At 71.2% G+C, this 19459-nt stretch carries 21 protein-coding genes; 9 read left to right on the top strand and 12 right to left on the bottom strand.

The genetic code is table 11. The features are described 5' to 3' along the window. Window positions 1–35: 35 nt before the first annotated feature. The 4 genes from LP52_RS19135 to LP52_RS19120 all read right to left on the bottom strand — a co-directional run bounded on the left by LP52_RS19135 (window position 36) and on the right by LP52_RS19120 (window position 3208). Window positions 36–617: a TetR family transcriptional regulator gene (locus LP52_RS19135; protein ID WP_040275562.1), complete on the bottom strand. Its 582-nt coding sequence runs from the start codon at window positions 615–617 to the stop codon at window positions 36–38. Between the two features lie 89 nt (window positions 618–706). Continuing rightward, complete coding sequence (locus tag LP52_RS19130) at window positions 707–1462, bottom strand: ABC transporter permease (protein WP_238580994.1); 756 nt, start codon at window positions 1460–1462, stop codon at window positions 707–709. 59 nt (window positions 1463–1521) lie between these two features. After that, on the bottom strand, window positions 1522–2478 hold the full coding sequence (locus LP52_RS19125) for a daunorubicin resistance protein DrrA family ABC transporter ATP-binding protein (RefSeq protein ID WP_040275560.1): 957 nt from the start codon (window positions 2476–2478) through the stop codon (window positions 1522–1524). Between the two features lie 103 nt (window positions 2479–2581). Further along, a complete protein-coding gene (locus tag LP52_RS19120) occupies window positions 2582–3208 on the bottom strand; it encodes a PadR family transcriptional regulator (RefSeq protein ID WP_238580993.1) in 627 nt (208 codons plus the stop codon). A gap of 163 nt (window positions 3209–3371) precedes the next feature. Here LP52_RS19120 and LP52_RS19115 point away from each other — a divergent pair, with 163 nt between their 5' ends. Continuing rightward, window positions 3372–3866, top strand: coding sequence for a hypothetical protein (locus LP52_RS19115; RefSeq protein ID WP_238580992.1), 495 nt, complete (start codon window positions 3372–3374; stop codon window positions 3864–3866). Then, on the top strand, window positions 3856–4494 hold the full coding sequence (locus LP52_RS19110) for a class F sortase (RefSeq protein ID WP_040275680.1): 639 nt from the start codon (window positions 3856–3858) through the stop codon (window positions 4492–4494). Before LP52_RS19115 ends, LP52_RS19110 begins: the two co-directional genes overlap by 11 nt. A gap of 80 nt (window positions 4495–4574) precedes the next feature. On the opposite strand, the gene LP52_RS19105 is transcribed toward LP52_RS19110, so the two are convergent. Continuing rightward, the gene (locus LP52_RS19105) at window positions 4575–5258 is read right to left on the bottom strand and encodes a PhzF family phenazine biosynthesis protein (RefSeq protein WP_040275558.1); all 684 of its coding nucleotides are present in this window, start codon (window positions 5256–5258) and stop codon (window positions 4575–4577) included. Window positions 5259–5594: 336 nt separating this feature from the next. Between LP52_RS19105 and LP52_RS19100 the strand changes: the two genes are divergently transcribed. Next, a complete protein-coding gene (locus LP52_RS19100) occupies window positions 5595–6005 on the top strand; it encodes a VOC family protein (protein ID WP_040275557.1) in 411 nt (136 codons plus the stop codon). A 112-nt stretch (window positions 6006–6117) separates the two neighbouring features. Here the strand turns inward: LP52_RS19100 and LP52_RS19095 are convergent, their stop codons facing one another. Beyond that, window positions 6118–6888 carry a DeoR/GlpR family DNA-binding transcription regulator gene (locus tag LP52_RS19095; RefSeq protein WP_040275556.1) on the bottom strand — a complete coding sequence of 257 codons (771 nt, stop codon included), beginning with the start codon at window positions 6886–6888 and terminating at the stop codon, window positions 6118–6120. 318 nt (window positions 6889–7206) lie between these two features. Between LP52_RS19095 and LP52_RS19090 the strand changes: the two genes are divergently transcribed. After that, entirely contained in the window at window positions 7207–7968 is a 762-nt protein-coding gene (locus LP52_RS19090; RefSeq protein ID WP_052810036.1) for a glycerophosphodiester phosphodiesterase, read from the top strand. A 300-nt stretch (window positions 7969–8268) separates the two neighbouring features. Further along, on the top strand, window positions 8269–8895 hold the full coding sequence (locus LP52_RS19085; RefSeq protein WP_052810035.1) for a TetR/AcrR family transcriptional regulator: 627 nt from the start codon (window positions 8269–8271) through the stop codon (window positions 8893–8895). Window positions 8896–8919: 24 nt separating this feature from the next. On the opposite strand, the gene LP52_RS19080 is transcribed toward LP52_RS19085, so the two are convergent. The 6 genes from LP52_RS19080 to LP52_RS19055 form a co-directional block, all read right to left on the bottom strand. Continuing rightward, on the bottom strand, window positions 8920–10116 hold the full coding sequence (locus LP52_RS19080) for an FAD-dependent monooxygenase (protein WP_040275554.1): 1197 nt from the start codon (window positions 10114–10116) through the stop codon (window positions 8920–8922). Next, entirely contained in the window at window positions 10113–10727 is a 615-nt protein-coding gene (locus tag LP52_RS19075) for a TetR/AcrR family transcriptional regulator (protein WP_052810034.1), read from the bottom strand. The genes LP52_RS19080 and LP52_RS19075 overlap by 4 nt, the downstream gene beginning before the upstream one ends. A gap of 217 nt (window positions 10728–10944) precedes the next feature. Further along, window positions 10945–11604, bottom strand: a complete 660-nt coding sequence (locus LP52_RS19070) for a response regulator transcription factor (RefSeq protein WP_040275553.1) — start codon at window positions 11602–11604, stop codon at window positions 10945–10947. Beyond that, a complete protein-coding gene (locus tag LP52_RS19065) occupies window positions 11601–13112 on the bottom strand; it encodes a sensor histidine kinase (protein ID WP_394298216.1) in 1512 nt (503 codons plus the stop codon). Before LP52_RS19065 ends, LP52_RS19070 begins: the two co-directional genes overlap by 4 nt. Continuing rightward, on the bottom strand, window positions 13084–13389 hold the full coding sequence (locus LP52_RS27435; RefSeq protein ID WP_040275552.1) for a hypothetical protein: 306 nt from the start codon (window positions 13387–13389) through the stop codon (window positions 13084–13086). Before LP52_RS27435 ends, LP52_RS19065 begins: the two co-directional genes overlap by 29 nt. 231 nt (window positions 13390–13620) lie before the next feature. After that, the gene (locus LP52_RS19055; protein WP_040275550.1) at window positions 13621–14181 is read right to left on the bottom strand and encodes an ATP-binding protein; all 561 of its coding nucleotides are present in this window, start codon (window positions 14179–14181) and stop codon (window positions 13621–13623) included. 488 nt (window positions 14182–14669) lie between these two features. On the opposite strand from LP52_RS19055, the gene LP52_RS19050 reads away from it, so the two are divergent. The 4 genes from LP52_RS19050 (at window position 14670) to xylA (ending at window position 19283) form a co-directional block, all read left to right on the top strand. Continuing rightward, window positions 14670–14906, top strand: coding sequence for a DUF397 domain-containing protein (locus tag LP52_RS19050; protein ID WP_040275548.1), 237 nt, complete (start codon window positions 14670–14672; stop codon window positions 14904–14906). 566 nt (window positions 14907–15472) lie between these two features. Next, window positions 15473–16381: a helix-turn-helix domain-containing protein gene (locus LP52_RS19045; protein ID WP_040275546.1), complete on the top strand. Its 909-nt coding sequence runs from the start codon at window positions 15473–15475 to the stop codon at window positions 16379–16381. A gap of 283 nt (window positions 16382–16664) precedes the next feature. Then, the gene (gene xylB / locus LP52_RS19040; protein ID WP_040275545.1) at window positions 16665–18056 is read left to right on the top strand and encodes a xylulokinase; all 1392 of its coding nucleotides are present in this window, start codon (window positions 16665–16667) and stop codon (window positions 18054–18056) included. Between the two features lie 69 nt (window positions 18057–18125). Next, the gene (xylA, locus tag LP52_RS19035) at window positions 18126–19283 is read left to right on the top strand and encodes a xylose isomerase (protein ID WP_040275543.1); all 1158 of its coding nucleotides are present in this window, start codon (window positions 18126–18128) and stop codon (window positions 19281–19283) included. Window positions 19284–19459: the final 176 nt, after the last annotated feature.

Raw genomic sequence — 19459 nt, 5'->3', positions numbered from 1 at the left:
GCATCCGCGACCGGCCGCCCACCGGTTCCCTGTAGTCAGCTCAGCTCGGCGCGCAGCTGGGCGAAGGCCTCGTCGACGAGTTCGGGCAGGTCGGCGGTGCCGCCTTCGTCGCCCCACGTGGTGATGGCGGTGGTGAGCACGGCCAGGCACGCCGAGGCGACGACGCGCACCCGCATCGGCACCGCAGCTGGGTCGTCGGTGCCGGCCAGCGACCGCTCCAGCAGCGCCTGTGTGCTCTGCATCTGCTCCCAGAGCCGCGAGCGCAGCGCGGGCGCGCTGAGCAGCAGCCGCACCCGCGCCAGCAGCGCGTCCCGGTCGGCCGCGTAGACGGCGGCCAAGCCCTCCGCCATCGCGTTGCGCACCCGTTCGACCAGGTCCTCGGAATCCGGCCGGCTGCGCATCGCCGCCTCGATAAGCGGGTCGTACTCGTCGGCGAGGACGACGTCCTCCTTGGTCGGGAAGTACCGGAAGAAGGTGGTGTGCGAAACCCCCGCGGCCGCGGCGATCCGGGTCACCGTGGTCTCGTCGTAGCCCTGTTCCCCGAACAGCCGCAGCGCCTCGCGCTGGATCCGCTCCCGGGTCCGCGCCTTCTTCCGCTCCCGCCAGTCCTGGCTCACGCTCGCCCTTCGAGAAGGATGTTAGTGGCTAACATGTTAGCGACTAACACCCTTCACCCGCCAGTCGGGCCTCGGCCGGGACGGGCGCCTCAGGTCGCCAAACGGCGCATCAGGCGGGTGCCCAGCGCGAGCGCGACGACGGCGACCGCCACGGCCACCGCGGAGCCGACCAGGACCGAGGGGTCGCTGAAGTCGCCGGCGAACAGCGCCCGCTCGGCGTCGACCACGTGGCTCAGCGGGTTGATGCGCGAGAGGGTGTACAGCCAGGTCGGCGCCAGCTCCATGGGCAGCAGGATGCCGGACAGCAGGATCAGGGGCATGGTCGTGGTCTGCAGGATCGCCGGGAAGAGGAACTCCTGCTTCACCGACATCGCCAGCATGTAGGACAGGGTTCCCAGACCGACGCCCATGATGAGCAGCACCAGCAGGCCCGCGACCGCGCCCGCCGGCGATACCCGCAGACCGAATGCGACGACGATCAGCAGAATGACGGTCGCCTGGCCGAGCAGCACCGCGATGTCGCGCAGGACCCGCCCCAGCAGCAGCGCGACCCGGTTGACGGGGGCGGCCAGCAGGCGCTCGTGCGCGCCGCTGCGCAGCTCGGGCAGCAGACCGAAGCCCGCGAAAGAGGTGCCGAACAGCGCGAGCATCGCCAGCACGCCGGGCACGAACCACTGCAACGGGTTCTCGCCCATGGCGCCGGGCATCCCCGACAGCAGCGGAGCGAAGAGCGCGAGATAGAGGATCGGCTGCAGCGCACTGAACCCCAGGCCCGCGACGGGGCTGTGCAGGGTGGGCCGCAGCTGCCGGAGGCAGATCAGCCAGGTGTCGCGGAGGAGGGACATCGTTCGCGCTCCTTTCGAGCCGTTCGGGCCGGACACGTCGGTCGAGGGCGGGGCCGCGCTCATTCGGCGCTCTCGCGCAGACTGCGCCCGGTCAGGGTGAGGAAGACGTCGTCCAACGAGGGGCGGTGTACCTGCACGGTGCGCAGTTCCAGCCCATGGGCGTCGACGGTGCGCAGAACCTCGGGCAGGACCGCGTCGCCGCGGTCGACGCGCATCCGGACCGTCGCGGCGGAGACGTCGACCGAATGCGTCGCGGGCACGCCCTCGACGGCGGCCGCCGCCGCGCGGGCGTCCTCCTCGGAGCCGGCCTCCAGACTCACCAGGTCCCCGGAGACCTTCCCCTTGAGCTCGTCGGGCGTGCCGTCGGCGATGACCGAGCCGTGGTCGATGACGATCACACGCTCGGCGATGCTGTCGGCCTCGTCCAGGTAGTGGGTGGTGAGCAGGATGGTGGTGCCGTACCTTTCGCGCAGCCGGGTGATGTGCGACCAGAGGTTGGCGCGGCTGTGCGGATCGAGGCCGGTGGAGGGCTCGTCCAGGAACAGCAGTTCCGGTTGATGGATCAGGCCCATGGCGATGTCCAGCCGCCGCTGCTGCCCTCCGGAGATATGGGCGGCCTCGCGCTTGTCCAGCCCTTCCAGGTCGAGATCGGCCATCAGCTCGGCCGCGCGCGAACGCGCCTCGGCCTTGCTCAATCCGTAGAGCCGGCCTTGGCTGACCAACTCGTCGGCGACGTACTGGCCCGTTCCCGCGGCGTGGCCCTGGCCGACGTAGCCGATCCGCCGGCGGACTCCCTTCGGGTCGGCCACGACGTCGCACCCCGCGACGGCGGCACTGCCCGAGGTGGGCAGGAGCAGGGTGGTGAGCATTCGCAGGGTCGTCGACTTCCCCGCCCCGTTGGGGCCCAGGAACGCGACGAGCTCGCCCGCCCCGATGTCCAGGTCGAGACCGCGCACCGCCTCGACGGCGCCGCCCTTGGTCTGGAACGTCCGGGCGAGATCACGGGTGCGGATCACGTTTCCCCCAGGAACTCGGTAGTCAAGTTTGAACACCACTCACCATGCCGCATCGGTCGGACGCGATCAAACGGATTCGTGCGCCGGGGCAGGCAGACCCCCGTCAGCCCTGCGCGGAGGACATCCAGCCGCGCTCGCCGAAGGCCGCGCCGCCCTCGCCGGCCATGGTGTAGGCGCCGTTCTCCAGGCGCTCGATCAGCTCGCGGGTGAAGGAGACCGCCGCATCGCCTGCGACGATCCACGAACGGAACAGCTCCCAGACGTGCTCGGGCTTGGCAGCCGGCACCGCCCCGTCCTCCAGCATCGACCTGAGGCTTCCCTGCTCCCGCTCAAGCCCGGCGAGGCGGAACCGCAGCAGACCGACAGCCCGCTCCCGGGGCTGGCACGTCAGGAAGGTGATGCCGGCGCCGAAGAACTCCGGTTTGGCCGAGGCGTCCGACAGCGCTTTGCTCAGCAGGCGGACGAACTCCTCCTCGCCGCTTTCGGTCAGCTCGAAGAGCGTGCGTTCAGGCCCCTCGCCGCTCTCCTCCACACCGGCGCTGCGCAGCATTCCGCTCTTCAGCAACTGGCGCAGGGCGTGGTAGATCGAGCCCGGCTTGACACTGGCCCATTGCTCGGCGCCCCAACTGAGCAGCTCGCGCCGCACCTGGTAGCCGTGTGCCCGCCCCGAAGCGCGCACCGCCCCCAGAACCAGCAACCGCGTCGCCGACATCGCCACTCCGCCATGCATTCGCCTCGATCTCCTTCGAGGGTAGGGCCGAGCCGCCGATGGCGGGGCGCGAGGGAGCCCCGATGGAACCGCGACACGTCCCGACACCCGATACGGTGCGTGACCATACATAACCTAATGTGACATCGTTCGGTTGTCCGATGTGCGGCGATGGGGAGACGACATGCGCATTCTGGTGACGATCGGCCTCGCGGCGAGCGCGGCGGCGGTGGGCGGGGCCTCCGCGGCGACTGCCGGGGAGATCGATATCACGCCGGCCACCGTCGCCCCCGGCGACTCCGTCACCCTGCGCTCCTCCTGCGAGGGACCGGCCGAGCGGCTGGAGTTCACATCCCGGGCGTTCCAGGGTTCGGCCTCGGCCGAACTGATCGACACCTTCGGCACCGTCCCGGTCGTGGTGGCGCCGGGCACGCAGCCGGGCGTCTACGGCGTCATGGGCGAGTGCGCCGGCGGCGCCTCGAACGAGACGGTCGCGGGCGAGGTCACGGTGGTGCGGGGGCCGCTCACACCCACCCCGTTCGGCGCGCCGCAGACCGGAGGAGGCGGCGCCGCGGCCGACTCCGGCTCGCCGGTGCCCGCCGCCCTGGCCGGCGCCGGACTGCTTGCCGCGGGTGCGGCCGCGGCAGCGAGCCGCCGACTCGCCCGCCGTGCGGGCTGAATCCGCCGCCCGCGGTCTGGCCTGCACTCTGGCCGCGGTGGTACTGCTGGTGGCGGTTCCGGGCGCCGCGCCACCCCTGCGCGCCGCCGGCGCGGACCCGCCGGCCACGCCCACCGGCCCCGATCGGAGCGGCCCGGCGACCGGACCGCGAGGGCCGCAGAACCCGGCGGACGCCGTCGCCGCCCCGGTGCGCATCACCGCCCGCTCCGTCGGCATGGCCGCGCGGATCGTGCCCGTGGGGCTCGACGCCGACGGGACACTTGAGGAGCCGCCGCTGGAGCGGACCGGCGTCGCGGGCTGGTACCGCCTGGGCGCAGCGCCCGGCGAACCCGGCCCGGCGGTGATCGTCGGCCACCGCGATTCCCGCACCGGCCCCTCGGCGTTCCTGCGGGTGGACGAACTGGAGCCGGGCGACAGGGTGCGCATCGGACGCGCAGACGGCTCCTCCGCGCTGTTCCGGGTGCGGCGCAGCGAGCAGGTCGACAAGGAGCGGTTCCCCTCCGCCGCGGTCTACGGCCCCGTGGACCACGCCGCCCTGCGGCTGATCACCTGCGCGGGGCGCTTCGACCCCGGCACCGGGCGCTACGAGCGGAACCTGATCGTCTACGGGAGCCTGGTGCGCGGCTGAGCCCCGGGACCGCCGGCGCTCCTAAGGCCCCATCGAGGCGGGTGCCTCCACGCACGCGCCGCGACGCATCGCCGCACCCCTCAGGACAGCGGGTACTCGCGTGTCCGCAGCAGGGCGCAGCGGCCGCCGACCTCAACGGTGCCGCCGGGACCGGGGCGCACGTCGATGCGTGAGCCCACCCCCTGGTGCACGGTCAGCGCACGGCCGAGCCGCTGACCCAGGCGCAGCGCGGCGGCGCCGGTGGCCTCGTCCTCGCCGATGCCCATCTCGTGCGGGAAGACCCGCACCCTGACGTGTCCGGCCGACTCGTCCTCCCAGGCCCACACGTGGAGGTCGACCCCTGCCTCACCGCCCTTCAGGGCGTCCACCTCGGCCGGGGAGGCCAACTGCCGGGTGTCGAAGACCGGCGCCAGATCGGGATCGGCGCGGATCCACACCCGCTCGCCCTCCGACCACGTGGAGACCGCGCCTGCGGGCGGGTTGAGGACGTCGAGCGGGCGGCCCGAGTCGGCCAGCAGCCACGAGGTGCCCACGAGTGGGTGGCCGGCCAGCGGCAGCTCGACGGCGGGTGTGTGGATGTACAGCCGCCCCCGGTCGGCGTCCTCGACGAAGACGGTCTCGGCGAAGCCGAGGTCGGCGGCGATCCGCTGCCGGACCGTCTCGGCCGTTCCCGACGCGTCGAGGAAGACCCCGAGTTCGTTTCCGCCGGTGTCGCCGTCCCCGAGGAACACGGTGACGACATGCAGTGTGGTGTTGGCGCTCATGGGCGAAACCCTGCCACGTCCGGGTATCGAGGCACGCCCCGGGCTCCGCGCCGTGTCCCTCGCAGTGAGCCCGCCGGCGCCGGGACGGGCGGTCACCCGGCCGTGATGTGAGCAGTCTCATACCCGGTGGGACGAACCGTGCGCGTAGCCACGATCGGCCGTGACACGGCCTTGTACGGAACCGTCTCCGAGCCCTGCGCGCGCGGGAGCGATCGATCCCGTTAAGCATGCATTAACAGGCCCTTGCCAGGCCCCGTGACCCGCGTATTCTCAAGAATCGTGCTTACGCTGTTCCCACCCCGCAGACGGCCGCTGGACCGCCGGAAAGAGGGTTCCGTGCCTCGAGTAACCGGACTCGCGCACATCACCCTGTCTGTGCGCGACCGCGACGCCAGTATCGAGTTCTACCGCACCGTGCTCGGGTTCAAGGAGTTCAAGACCCGCGACGGCAAGCAGTGGCTGCTTACCGAGTGCCGCCATCCCTGTGGCGTCGTGCTGGGCTTCATTCAGCACAAAGACCAGTTCAAGGCCACCTTCGACCACCGGCGTACCGGCATGGACCACGTCGCCTTCCAGGTCGGCAGCCTCGGCGAGCTGGACTACTGGGAGGACCGGCTCACCGAGCTCGACATCGACCACTCGCCGGTCGTGCATTCCGACAACGGCTCCATGATCCAGTTCTCCGACCCGGACGGCATCCAGCTGGAGCTGTTCTGCCCGGCCGAACTGGGCAGCGACGAAGCCTGAGCCGACGCCGCCCGCCGCCACGCGGACCCCGCACTCGGCAGGGGCGCTCCGCGCCACGGACCGACCCGTCACCGACCGGCCGCCCGTGACGGAAGGGCTCCCCGTCCCGCGCCTACTCCGGGGAGACCAGCTCCAGGCGTACTTCCTGAGCCCTGATCTCGTCGGCCGCCGACTGCGGCAGCCGGTCGTCGGTGACGATCAAGTCGAACTCCTCCAGGCGGGCCACCCGGAACGTCCCGAACTTTCCGTACTTCGTACTGTCCACGGTGAGCACGCTCTTGGAGGCCATGCGCAGCAACTGCTGCTTGGCGACCACCTTGGCCTCCGACGGCGTCGTCGAGCCCCGCTCCACGTCCCAGGAACTGCTGGCGACGAACGCGATGTCGACGTTGACCTTGCTCAGGAAGTCGGCGGTGAACTGCCCCACCGAGGAGTGATCGGCGTGGGAGACCACGCCTCCGGTGTGGATCAGCTCGATGTTGGGATACTCCATCAAGTGCCCGACGACGTTGAAGTCGTTGGTGACCACGGTCAGCCCGACCTTCTCCGTGAGCATCGGCACCATCTGCAGCGACGTGGTTCCGGCATCGAGGAAGATGGTGAAGTTGTCGCGCACCAGCTGGCCCGCGGCGCGGGTGATGGCGCGCTTGGCCGGCACCTCCAGCTGGGCCTTGGCCAGGTAGGAGGGCTCGCTCTTCAGCCGGGCCGCCAGGCGCACGCCCCCGGTGACCGACAGCACCTTGCCGTCGTTCTCCAGCGCCTGGATGTCGCGCCGCACCGTCATGTGCGAGACGGACAGCATCGAAGTGAGCTCGTTGATGCTCAGCACGTGCCGCTCCTGCAGGAGCTTGAGGATGTGCTCGCGGCGCTGGTCGGGGATCATCTTTCGCCTTCGGATATCGTCGTCGGAGCGGCGCCGGCCGTGCAGCGGGCGCGCGTGCTTACCACAGAAGTCTCCCAGTCCGCCAGAGTGCGGCGCTGACCACCCCGCAGTGTATGCCGCGGGATTCGAGGGCCGTCGCGCCGCGGGGGTTGCGGGGGCCGCGATCGCCGTTGCGGATGCTTGCATTGTGTTCGCATTGCCGCCGAATCCGCAGGACTCGCCGGACTCGCCCCACGTCGGCGCGCCCGGTTTGGCAATGTGGACACCGACTCCGGCGGACGACCCCCGCCGGTACCACGGGGCCTGGGGGGATGATCGATGACTCTGGCGACCGCATTGCGGGGCGATACATCCCGCTACCGCGAGAACACGCTGCCCGCCATCCGCGCGGCGATCGCGGCGGGGGCCGACGCCCTCGCGGTGGACCTTCGCACCACGGCCGACGGACACGTCGTGGTGGTTCGCGACCGAAGCCTGGAGCAGGACTGGGGGCTGGACCGGGCCGCCGGCAGCGCCGAGCTGGCCGACCTCGCGGTGCTGGGCACCGACGTCGAGCAGCGCATACCCACCTTCATGGAGGTGCTGGCCGAGGCGGGCAGGGGCCCCGCGCCCCGATCGCTGCTGTGCGAGGTGGACTCCGCCGCCACCGCGCTTGCGGCCGATGCCGTGGTCGGCGAGCACGGAATGAGCGATCGGGTCTGCTTCACGGGGTCGCTCGGCACGCTGCGGGACGTGCGCGCGAAGCTGCCCTCGGCGGGGACCGCGCTGCCCTGGCAGCAGTCCGACCTGCCCGGCCCGGAGATCTGGGAGGACCTGCGGCCCGACGCCTTCAACGCCGACTACCGCATACTCACCCGCGAGCTGGTGGAGGAGATCCAGCGCCACGGATACAGCGTCACCGCGTGGACGGTCGACGACTTCCCCGAAATGGTGCGGGTGGCGGGAATGGGCGTGGACTCCATCATCACGTCCAACATCGCAGAGCTCGTTCCTCTCACGCGACACGCGGAGCTCGCGACCGAATCCGCTCAGCAGGAAATCCCCTCCCACCCCCAGGGCCAGGGCGCCGGCCTACATTGAAGCAGAATTGAATTCAGTTCATTTCGCGGCGAGTGCGGCAGGGGAAACCTGCATCATTCCTGACCCCGGGGTAACCGCGGATTCCGGAACGCCCGGTGCCCCGTCGCCCTCCCGCCGCTCGTCGTGGGCACTTCGCGCACGTGTTTTCCGCCCGTTCTCGACGACCGCCGATCGCGACGCGCCACGTCACGGATTCCTCTGAAACATCCGGAGAATGGCGCTATCCTCGAATATGCCGACGGCGGATTCCTCGGCACGCACCTCGACTTCGCCCCCTCCCTCGGGGCCGGCTCTGCAGAGATGATCATGACGGCGGACCTCTCCCAGCTCGACGCCCAGACCCTCGACCGCATTCTGTGCGCGGCAGCGGACGTGTTCGCCCGGCACGGACTGCGCGGCTTGGACACGGCCTCCGTCGTAGCCGAAGTCGCCGCCGCGACGGGTCTCGACCCCGCCGTGCTGCACAGGGATTTCCCCACCCGACTCGACCTCGCCTACACGATCGCGCTCAACAGCGCCCACAAACTGGTGGACGACCAGCTCGCGGACCGACGCCAGGGTCCGCCCGCCGAGCGGATCGAGCGCCTGGTCCGGCGCCACATCGACCACTGCCGACACCATCGCACCGAGGAGGACCTGCGGCGCACCGTCCTGCCGACGCTGCGTGCCGTCGACCCGGCCCGCTATCGGCAGCTCTCCGGCGTGCGCTACACCTACCTTGAACATCTGCGCTCGATCGTGTCCGAGGGCATGGCCCAGGAGCGCTTCCACGTCGACAGCTCCTACACCTCGGCGTCGACGGTGCTGGAGACCTTGGAATCAGTGGTGAACTGGTACGAACCCGACGACGGCCTGTCGGCGGAGGAGCTCGGCGACGTCTACACCGACCTGATCATCCACCACCACCTCGGCGGCCCGCGCCACTGAACCGCGCCGCGCGCCGCCTTTCCGTCAGCCGCGGCGCCCGCCCCGCGCCGCCGCCGTGGACTCGGGGAGCGGAACCGGTTTTCCCGTCAGCGACGCGGCGATGCGGCGGTCGACTCCGGGCAGCCGCGACAGTCGCAGCGCGATCCGCCGGGCCCACAGCATCCAGCCGGAATCGGGCAGGAAGATGCGCGCTCCGCGCCGTCCGACCTCCTGCTTCTCCTCGACCACGGGGCGCCACTCCTCCTCATACCGCCGCAGCGCGGCCTCGACCGTCTCCTCGCCCGCCAGGTGCTCGGCGAGCACATGGGCGCCGGCCACCGCGAGCGATGCTCCCATCCCCGCCAGCAGGGAGACGGCCTGGCAGGAATCGCCCAGCAGGGTGACACGTCCGCGGCTCCACTGGGGCATGCGGACCTGGGAGACCTGGTCGTAGTAGATCTCGTCGGCGGACGGGCAGGCTTCCAGCGCGCGCGGGACCACCCAGCCCAGCGAGCCGTAGATCGTGCGCAGGGCGGTGCGTGCGTCCTCGGGCGGGTTGGGGTCGGGCGTGCGGTGCACCGCGAAGGCCGCCACACGATCGTCGCGCAGTGCGTAGAAGCCCATGAGCCGGTCCCGAGTGTCGGTCAGGCAGAACCCGTCACCGACCTCGGCCTGCACGGAGGCGTCGGTGAAGACGTAGGCGGCGGTGTGGAATCCGAGGTAGCGGATGAAGCGATCCTCCTCGCCGAAGGCCGCCTCGCGCACGTGGGAGTGGATGCCGTCGGCGCCCACGAGGAGCGCGGCCTCCAGTTCGCTGCCGTCGGTCAGCCGCAGCCCGATCCCGTCGGGCCGCTCGTCCCAGTCGGCGACGCTGGTCGAGTACCGCAGGTCGACGCGGTCGGAGACGTGCTCGCGCAGGGCCTGCTCCAAGTCGGGGCGCATGATGCTCAGCAGGCGGCCGCCCACCGCTCGGGCGAACCTGTCGTAGTCGAGCCCGGCGCGCCTGCGGCCCCGAGCGTCGATGTAGCGGGCCTCGTCGACACGGTGGCTGAGCTCGCGCAGCCGCGGCAGCACGCCCATGGCCTCGGCGGCGTCGTAGCCGGGGCCGAAGAAGTCGATCATGTACCCCTGCGGCCGAGGGCCCGGCGCCTTCTCCAGCACGACGACCTCGAATCCGAGGGTGTCGAGGCGCTGGGCGAGGGCGAGCCCCGCGATCCCGGCGCCGCAGACGACGATTCTCATGGCCGATCACCTGTGCCTTCCGTTCCGTCGGTGTGCGCGCCGCCGGCGGGCGCGAGAATGCGGCCCAGTACCGGCGCGATTTCGCAGCCGCGCAGGTCGGGGTTGAGTGCGCGGTGCAGCAGGAGGCCGTCGACCGCTGCGGCCAGCACCGCGGCGGTCGCGTCGGGGGCGGCGACGCCGTGGCCCGCCAGCCATCCGCTCACCCGGTCGCGGAACTCGGCCAGCAGGACGGAGATCTCCGCGCGCAGGGCGCCGTCGCGCGTGGAGGCCAAGTATGCCTCGGTGAACAGCAGCGAAAGCGGGTCCAGTCCGGTGTGCCTGTCGAGTTCGCCGAGCAGGGTGTCCAGGCCCTGCTGCGCCGTGGCGGCCTGCTCGAACACGTCGGGGGTCTGGGCGAGGTAGTCGCGCATCGCCCCGGTGGCGGCCTCGCTCAGCAGCGCCTGGACCGAGGAGAAGTGGTAGTGCACCAGCCCCGGTGTGACGCCGGCCCGGTCGGCCAGCATGCGGGTACTGACCGCGGTCCAGCCGTGCTCGGCGATGAGTTCGCAGGCGGTGTCGAGCAGCCTGCGCCGGACCTCGCGGCCGCGCTGGGCCGTGGTGGGTCGTGCCATGGATCCTCCCCTGCGCCCTGGCGAAGGGCGCGCCTTCCGCGCTTCCGCGCGTCCGGGCATCCGCCGCTCGCTGTGCCCTGTGCCACGGCCGGCCGGATTCTCGGGCGCACGTATTGGTCGATCGTATTGGTCGTTCGCCCAATTTAGCACACGCGCCTTCCCTGACCGTCGCGAGAGCAGGGCGAGCGGGGGCCGGTGCCGGTGCGGCCCGGCGCGGTCAGCAGGAGAGCCGGTAGCCCATCCCCCGCACCGTCTCGATGCGCTCGGGGCCGACCTTTTTGCGCAGGGCGCGGATGTAGACGTCGACGACGTTGGAGCCCGGGTCGTAGTCGTAGCCCCACACGTGGGAGAGGATCTGCTGGCGCGAGAGCACCTGGTCGCGGTGGCGCAGCAGCAACTCCAGCAGCGCGAACTCGCGGGCGGTCAAGTCGACGGTGCCCGATCCCGTGGCCGCCCTGCGGGTGCGCAGGTCGAGGGTGAGCTCGCCGGCGGCGAGCGAGGAGGGTTCGGGGCCGCGCTCGCTGCGGATGCGCAGCCGTACGCGCGCGAGCAGCTCCTCGAAGCGGAACGGCTTGGTCATGTAGTCGTCGGCGCCGTTCTCCAGGCCGCTGACGGTGTCGTCGACGCCGGCGCGCGCGGTCAAGAAGATCACCGGAAGCTGCGCACCGCCGCGGCGCACCCGCTGCAGCACGGCGAACCCGTCCTCGTCGGGCAGGCCGATGTCGAGCACCATGAGGTCGAAGCCGCCGGTGAGAGCGTAGTCGGCGGCCTCGCCGCCGGTGCCCGCAACGGTGACCGCGTACCCGTTGGCGCTGAGCCCTTTGCGCACGAACGACGCGATGCGCTCCTCGTCCTCGGCGATGAGGATCCGGCTCACGGGTGCTCCTTCCTCGTGCCGGCGGGCAGGGCCACCGTGAACACCGCTCCCTGCCCGGGAGCCGAGTCCACGGCGGCGCTGCCGTGATGCGCCTCGGCGATGGCGCGCACGATGGCCAGCCCCAGTCCCGCGTCCGACCTGCCCGCCGAGGCCGAGCCGCGGGAGAAGCGCTCGAAGATCCGCTCGTGCTCCTCTTCGGGGATACCCGGCCCCGAATCGGCGACCCACAGCGTGGCGGAACCGTCGGGCGCCTGCGCCGAACCGATGCGGATCGTGTCGCCGGACCCGGTGTGCCCCACGGCGTTGAAGGCGAGCTGGACCATGGCCTGAGTGATCAGCTGCGGATCCGCCATGACGGCTCCTTCGGCGACGTGCTCCAGGCGCCAGTCGCGGTCACCCAGCGCGCGCACCTTGGCGCCGATGTCACCGGTCAGTTCGGCCAGCCAGACCTCCTGAGGGCGCACGAAGTCGGGGCGCTGCGCCTTGGCGAGCAGCAGCAGGTCCTCGACGATGCGGGCCATGCGGTCCAGTTCGTCGGTGACCAGCCGCACCACCTCGCGCCGCTCCTCGGGATCGTCGCCCATCAGCTCCAGGTGGCCGCGCACGATCGTGATGGGGGTGCGCAGTTCGTGTCCCGCGTCGTCGATGAATCGGCGCTGGGTGGAGAACGCCTGCTCCAGCCGGTCCAGCATGGCGTTGAACTGGTCGGCCAGGGCCGCGATGTCGTCGTTGCCGGTAACCGCGATACGGCGGGTGAGGTCCCCCTCGCCGATCTGGGCGGCGGTCTGGCGCACCAGCCGGACGGGGGTGAGGATGCGCCCGGCCACCCACCACGCGGCCACGCCCGCCAGCACCAGCCCGATGGCGCTGACCAGGACCAGGATGCGCACGGTGCGGTTCACAGCGGCCATCTCGGGGTCGACGAAGTAGCCGATGACGAACCAGCCCTCCGGCCCCGCCGACTCCTGGCGCGGGCCGACGCGGATCTTGGACCAGCGCAGCGGCCCGGCGGGGGTCTGCTCGACGCCGCTGCGCGTGTCCGCCGAGAGGATGCGCGAGCGCAGCCGGTCGTCGGCGGAGACGTCGTAGAGCGGGTCCTCGGCTTGGCGCACCCGCCCGGTTCCGGCACCGGCACCGGGCGCCTCGTCGACGTGGCCGAAGATGATCTCGCTGGGGTCGGGATGCTGGTCGACGATGTGCGCGCGCAACGCGCTGTGCACATCGGCGATCCGCTCCCCGCCGCGGCGGTCGTGGCCTGTGGCGGCGAACCGGTGGAACTCGTCGATCTCCTGGGTCAGGGCCGCGTCGATGCGCTCGTCGACGCCGGTGCGCAGCGCCTGCCAGGTCACCAGGTTGACCAGCGCGAGCACACCGACCATCAGCAGCACCACCCAGACCATGATGCGCAGCCGGGCGGGCATGCTGCGCCGCGGGGCGGGCGGGTGGTCGGCCGGGAGGGGGACCGTGTCCGCGGTGCCGTCAGTCGTCATCGCCGTCCGCGTCGTCATCGTCGTCATCGTCCTCCCCGACGTCGTCGTCATCGTCGTCGGTGACCGGGGCGGGCGGGGCCACGATCTCGCCGGAGGCCGAGGGCGCGGGTGTGGGTCCCGCCCCGGCCGAGGCGCCGGGAGAGGGGGACGCGGGGTCGGGCGACTCACCGATGGTGACGCGCCCCGGCGGCGGGGAGGCGGGGTCGTCGCCGACCGAGGCCCAGGCCAGCGCGAGGCCCAGGAGCAGGGCGATGACGGCGGCCGCGATCACCGCGGTCCGGTACAGCGGTCTCATACCCCTGAGCTTGTCGGACGCGCCCGGAGTCCGCCATGAAACGCCGATGAGAATCCGTTCATCTTCGCAGCGGGAAGCCGGAGAAGCCCCCGAAGGGCGGCTCGGGGTGAAGCGCCCCGTCCGCCCAGCCGGCGGGGCAGGGGCCGGGAGGCGCGCAGCAAAAAAGGGCGCCGCCGCCTCGCGGCGGCGGCGCCCTATCCGGAAGGGCGAGGGTTGATCGGGTGGTGCCCCTCAGGGCGCGTCGGGAATGGAGAACGCCGCCCAGACCACCTTTCCCTGCCCGTCGAGGATGTTCCAGCCCCAGTCGGAGCTGTAGGAGTCGATGAGGCGAAGACCGCGTCCGCCTTCGCCGAAGCCGTCGCCCTCGTCCATCACCGGCGCGGCGCGGCTGGGGTCGAAGACCATGCTGGTGATCTCTCCGTCGCCGCGGACCAGCCCGAACTGGACGGACCACTCCGAGACCATGCCGGACTCCACGGGCGCGGCGTGCCGGCAGGCGTTGGTGACCAACTCGGAGACCACAAGACGCAGATCGCAGGAGAGCGTTTCCAGTCCCCAGTCTTCAAGCACGCCTGCCGCGAAGTCGCGGGCCCGCTTGACCGAGGCGGGGTGGAAGCCCAGACCGCACACCGCGGTGAGCGGGCGGATGAAGTGCTCCCCGATGGGCAGCGGCGCCAGCGAAAGGCCCTGCCATCCCCCCGGAACATCGCCGACGCGCGCCGACGGGACTCTGGCGCTGCCGGACTCCAGGAAGCGGCCACCGGCTTTGAAGTGGGCAGAGTGCGCAGTCATCGCGCTCCTTGCGCTGTCGGGCTCGCGCCGTACGGGTCCACTTGCATCCCTATCTCTCGTCGCTTACAGACGTAAGCACGAATGCATGTGCAAAAGTCAGTCTAGTGAGAAGAACGCCGCCTGTCCCCCCTGCAGTCAGTCGTTATGAAAACTTAAGCGGATCACAGAGATGCCACCACGCCCCGTCCAGCACTTCCGCAACGTCGTAGCAGCGCAGGGCACTCGGGTCACCTGCAACCCCAGTGCGGCCGATCGAAGGAGGGCGCCGTCCGTCCGATTGCGGCCCGGGACTATGAGCCAAAGGTCCCGATTGGCACTAACTGCCCCATATCGCCCTGCTTCCCACACCTTGGCGCTTATCGTCGGAGTTAACGTAGTTTACGAACGCAAGCACCCCTGCAAGAACATATGCACGTGCATCATGTAGTCTGCCGCGCGAGTCGCGGACGATCTTGCCGATGGCGACAGGACCGAAAGAGAGAGCACAGATGCAGAAGACCTACAACGGCATCCCCGCGGGCAGCCTCCGGGGCGCCGTGTGGCGCAAGTCCGAGCTCAGCAACCCCAGCGGCAACTGTGTGGAGGTCGCCCGCCTGCCGGACGGCGCGATCGCGATGCGCAACTCCCGACACCCTGAGGGCCCCGCCCTGATCTACACCCCGGCCGAGATCACGGCCTTCGTCCACGGAGCCAAGCAGGGCGAGTTCGACTACCTGCTCGACTGACGCCTGCGAGCGCAGGCGGCCCGGCGCGGGTGGCCCGCAGCGCAACCGGATCCGGAGAAGGGACGGCACGCGCTCCCCATCGCCCCCGCCCCACATTGACCCCCGCCGCCGTCCTGCGGGGAGGGCCGGGCCGGCCTACTTCACCGCGGCGCCGCTCAACGGCCGGACCGCGCTCGTACGGCGCTTTCCCGCACACCGCTTTCCGCTCCACCGCCTACACGTGTTGCCTACACGTGCGTGCGCGGACGCGCGTCGCAGCTTGGGGTTGTCAGCGCAATCAGCGGCCTTAGCGCATATCCAAGCGGAAATCCGTCGCCACTTCGGAAAACGGCCGCGCAATTCACATAACCCCCTGATCGCCGGGCGACCGCGGTCGGACCCGGCCAGGCCAGGCGGTCCGACGACGTATTGTCGAAACCGTCACCCAACGCGTCCCGACGCGATCACAGCGTGTTCAACTAACAGCGTTCGGTAGTGAGATCGAGGGTATGCGCCGGTCCCGGCAATTGCCGTAACCGCCGGTATTCTGATTCACTAGCTCGGTCAGCTGCTCTCGGAGGGGCAAAATGGAGATAGCGCGACCGGAAGAGGACACTCCTCCTGCGAACGTACTCGCCCAGTCCCGGGGTGGCCCCACGGTGTTGCGCATCCTGCTCGGCACCCAGCTGCGGCGACTCCGCACGGCGAAGGCCATCAGCCGCGAGGACGCCGGATACGAAATCCGCGCGTCCCACGCCAAGATCAGCCGCTTGGAGCTCGGCCAGGTCAGCTTCAAGGAGCGCGACGTGGCCGACCTGCTCACCCTCTACGGCGTGAACGACGCCGACGAGCGCAGCACGCTGCTCTCGCTGGCGCGCCAGGCCAACAACCCCGGCTGGTGGCACAAGTACAGCGACGTGCTGCCGAGCTGGTTCGAGGTCTACGTCGGCCTTGAGGAAGCCGCCTCGATCATCCGTACCTACGAGCTCCAGTTCATACCCGGCCTGCTGCAGGCCGAGGAGTACGCCCGCGCGGTGATCATGCTCGGGCACGGCAACGCTCCTGTCGACGAGATCGACCGGCGGGTGCACCTGCGCATGACCCGCCAGCAGCGCCTGACCGGCCCGAACCCGCCGCGGCTGTGGGCGGTCGTCGACGAGGCCGCGCTTCGCCGGCCGCTGGGCGGCACCCACGCCATGCGCGCGCAGCTGGAGCACCTGATCGAGATGGCCACGCTGCCCAACGTCACGCTGCAGATCGTGCCCTTCGCCCGAGGCGGGCACGCCGCGGCGGGCGGGCCCTTCAGCATCCTGCGCTTCACCGGAGCCGATCTGCCCGACGTGGTCTACCTGGAGCAGCTCACCAGCTCGCTCTACTTCGACAAGCCCGAGGAGACCGACCATTACATGGCGGTCATGGACCGGCTCTGCCTGGAGGCCGCACCGGCCTCGGAGACGCCCCGCTACCTGCGCCGCATCCTGGACGAACTCGGCTGAGCCACCGCAGGAAGCGGGGGCGGGCACGTGCCCGCCCCCGCTTCTGTGTCCGGCCGCGCGCAGCGACCGCAGGGTCTTGCCGGCACTCGCCGCCGCGACGCCCCGCCCACCACCGCCGTGCGCCGCCGTGCCGCTTACCAGCGTCTTCACTCCCGTGGTGGGATTGACTTTTAGTTAGTCCAGAGACCAAACTAATCCCACCGCGGTACGCAGCGCCTCCCCGTGCGGCCCCCGCGCTCTGTTCCCCATACCCCCAGATCCCGACGCGCTTGGAGATCCGACGATGCTGGTCGCGGGAGTGGACTCCTCCACCCAGGGCACAAAGATCGTGGTACGCGACGCAGGCACCGGCGCCCTGGTGCGCAGCGCGCAGGCGGCCCACCCTGACGGCACCGAGATCGACCCGCGGTACTGGTGGGACGCACTGCTGCAGGTCGGCGGCGACGGCCTGCTGGACGACGTCGCCGCCATCGGCGTGGGCGCCCAGCAGCACGGCATGGTCGCCGTCGACGGCGATGGCGCGGTCGTGCGCCCCGCTCTGCTGTGGAACGACACCCGTTCGGCAGGCGCCGCCCAGGATCTGATCGACGAGCTCGGCGGTCCCGCGGAATGGGCGCGCGCCGTGGGAAGCGTCCCCGTGGCCAGCCTGACGGTCACCAAGCTGCGCTGGCTGGCCCAGCACGAACCCGAGAACGCCGCCCGCACCGAGCAGGTCATGCTCCCCCACGACTGGCTGACCTGGCGGCTGCGCGGGGAGACCGACCCCGTCACCGACCGCGGCGACGCATCGGGCACCGGCTACTTCGACACCGCCCAGGGCTCCTACCGCCCCGACCTGCTGCGCATGGCCTTCGGCCGCGACCTGGGCGTACCCCGCGTCGCCCGCCCCGCAGAGAACACGGGGCCCGTCCGAGCGCCCGGCATGCCGGAGATCGGCACTGTCGCGCCGGGCACCGGGGACAACATGGCCGCCGCGCTCGGTCTGGAGGCCCGCCCCGGCGACGTCGTCGTGTCCCTGGGAACCTCCGGCACCGCCTTCGCCGTCGCCGACAAACCCGTCGCCGACGCGTCGGGCCTGGTCACCGGATTCGCCGACGCCACCGGCCGGTTCCTGCCGCTGGTGGCCACCCTCAACGCGGCGCGGGTGCTCGACGCCGGTGCGCGGATGCTGGGCGTGGACCTGGAGGAGTTCGGCCGGCTCGCGCTGTCGGCACCGGCGGGAGCCGAAGGGCTGACGCTGCTGCCCTACCTCGACGGCGAGCGCACTCCCAACCTGCCCGAGGCCGCAGGCCGCCTCGACGGCATGACGCGCGCCAACCTGCACCCGGCGGCCGTCGCCCGCGCGTTCGTCGAGGGCATGCTGTGCGGACTGGCCGACGCCGTGGACGCGCTGACCGCCCAGGACGTGCCGGTACACCGCGTGCTGCTGATCGGCGGCGCGGCCCGCTCGGCGGCGGTGCGGTCGATCGCGCCGCAGATCCTGGGCCGGCCCGTGGTCGTGCCCGAGCCGGGCGAGTACGTCGCCGACGGCGCAGCGCGCCAGGCCGCCTGGGCGCTGGCCGGAACCACCGAGCCGCCGGAGTGGGCCGGCCCGGGCAGCGCGGAGGTCTACGAGGCCGATCCGGCGCCCGAGGTCCGTGAGCGTTACGCCCGGGCGCGCAGCGCCCTGACCTGAGCCCCTGCCCGGCACACCTGCCACGGGGATCGGAGCCGGTCCCCAGTCGAAATCGAGCGAGGATCAGCCATGAACGACTACCAGCCCGTCCGCGAAGACAAGTTCACCTTCGGTCTGTGGACGGTGGGGTGGCGCGGCGTCAACACCTTCGGCGAGCCGGTGCGCCCGGTACTGGACTCCGTCGAGGCCGTCCGCCGCCTCTCCGACCTGGGCGCCTACGGTGTCACCTTCCACGACGACGACCTCGTCCCGCCCGGCAGCGACGACGACACCCGCCGGCAGCTCGTCAAGCGGTTCCGCGGCGCGCTGGAGGACACCGGCCTGGCGGTGCCGATGGTCACCACGAACCTGTTCAGCCACCCGGTGTTCCGCGACGGCGGGTTCACGTCCAACAGCCGCGACGTGCGCCGCTACGCCATCCGCAAGGTCCTGCGCAACATCGACCTGGCCGCCGAGATGGGCGCGCAGACCTATGTGTGCTGGAACGGCCAGGACGGCGCCGAGACCGAGGCGGGCAAGAACGACCGCGCTCAGCTCGACCGGCTGCGCGAGGCGTTCAACATCCTCAGCGCCTACGTACGCGAGCAGGGCTACGGGCTGCGCTTCGCACTGGAGCCCAAGCCCAACGAGCCGCGCGGCGACGTGCTGCTGCCCACCGTCGGCCATGCGCTGGCCTTCATCAACGAGCTGGATCACCCCGAGATGGTGGGCGTCAACCCCGAGGTCGGCCACGAGCAGATGGCCGGACTCAACTTCGCCCACGGAGTGGCCCAGGCACTGTGGCACGGCAAGCTCTACCACATCGACCTCAACGGGCAGCGCGGCGTCAAGTACGACCAGGACCTGCGCTTCGGCGCCGGCGACCTGAAGGAGGCGTTCTTCCTGGTCGACCTACTGGAGAACGGCGGCTACACGGGACCGCGGCACTTCGACTTCAAGCCGCCGCGGACCGAGGACATGCAGGGCGTGTGGGCCTCGGCCGAGGGCTGCATGCGCAATTACCTCATCCTGCGGGAGAAGGCCAGGGCCTTCCGTGCCGACCCCGAGGTCAAGGCCGCCATGGAGGCGTCGCGCGTGGGCGAGCTTTCGGTGCCCACGCTCGGTGAGGGCGAGTCGCTGGCCGACCTGCGCGGCGAGCAGCTGGACCTGGAGTCGGTGGGCGAGCGCGGCTACCACTTCGAGCGGCTGGACCAGCTCGCGCTGGACCACCTGATGGGCGTTCGCTGACCCCTGCGCCCCCTCGCCGCCGGCCGGGGCTCCCCCTCCGGCCGGCGGCGGGTGCCCCTCAGACCGCGGTGAGCATCCGGTCCGCCGCCCGGGGAGGCGGCATCCTCGCGGCGCCGACGAACCGCACGCCGCCATACGCGATCGCCGGTTCGATCCGCCCCGGCCCGGCGACCGGG

This window comes from Streptomonospora alba, from assembly GCF_000826685.1.
In the GTDB taxonomy this organism is placed as follows: domain Bacteria; phylum Actinomycetota; class Actinomycetes; order Streptosporangiales; family Streptosporangiaceae; genus Streptomonospora; species Streptomonospora alba.
The sequence above is the reverse complement of the archived record's forward strand: the minus strand, read 5'-3'. Positions and strand labels throughout refer to the sequence as shown.

Bases quoted from the DNA above. Each gene is read 5' to 3' on its own strand.
- LP52_RS19085 (WP_052810035.1), top strand. From the start codon at position 8,269: ATGATCATGACGGCGGACCTCTCCCAGCTCGACGCCCAGACCCTCGAC.
- LP52_RS19080 (WP_040275554.1), bottom strand. From the start codon at position 10,116: ATGAGAATCGTCGTCTGCGGCGCCGGGATCGCGGGGCTCGCCCTCGCC.
- LP52_RS19050 (WP_040275548.1), top strand. From the start codon at position 14,670: ATGCAGAAGACCTACAACGGCATCCCCGCGGGCAGCCTCCGGGGCGCC.
- xylA (WP_040275543.1), top strand. From the start codon at position 18,126: ATGAACGACTACCAGCCCGTCCGCGAAGACAAGTTCACCTTCGGTCTG.
- LP52_RS19105 (WP_040275558.1), bottom strand. From the start codon at position 5,258: ATGAGCGCCAACACCACACTGCATGTCGTCACCGTGTTCCTCGGGGAC.
- LP52_RS19055 (WP_040275550.1), bottom strand. From the start codon at position 14,181: ATGACTGCGCACTCTGCCCACTTCAAAGCCGGTGGCCGCTTCCTGGAG.
- LP52_RS19130 (WP_238580994.1), bottom strand. From the start codon at position 1,462: ATGTCCCTCCTCCGCGACACCTGGCTGATCTGCCTCCGGCAGCTGCGG.
- LP52_RS19045 (WP_040275546.1), top strand. From the start codon at position 15,473: ATGGAGATAGCGCGACCGGAAGAGGACACTCCTCCTGCGAACGTACTC.
- LP52_RS19065 (WP_394298216.1), bottom strand. From the start codon at position 13,112: ATGACGACGCGGACGGCGATGACGACTGACGGCACCGCGGACACGGTC.
- LP52_RS19075 (WP_052810034.1), bottom strand. From the start codon at position 10,727: ATGGCACGACCCACCACGGCCCAGCGCGGCCGCGAGGTCCGGCGCAGG.
- LP52_RS19090 (WP_052810036.1), top strand. From the start codon at position 7,207: ATGACTCTGGCGACCGCATTGCGGGGCGATACATCCCGCTACCGCGAG.
- LP52_RS19095 (WP_040275556.1), bottom strand. From the start codon at position 6,888: ATGATCCCCGACCAGCGCCGCGAGCACATCCTCAAGCTCCTGCAGGAG.
- LP52_RS27435 (WP_040275552.1), bottom strand. From the start codon at position 13,389: ATGAGACCGCTGTACCGGACCGCGGTGATCGCGGCCGCCGTCATCGCC.
- xylB (WP_040275545.1), top strand. From the start codon at position 16,665: ATGCTGGTCGCGGGAGTGGACTCCTCCACCCAGGGCACAAAGATCGTG.
- LP52_RS19120 (WP_238580993.1), bottom strand. From the start codon at position 3,208: ATGCATGGCGGAGTGGCGATGTCGGCGACGCGGTTGCTGGTTCTGGGG.
- LP52_RS19115 (WP_238580992.1), top strand. From the start codon at position 3,372: ATGCGCATTCTGGTGACGATCGGCCTCGCGGCGAGCGCGGCGGCGGTG.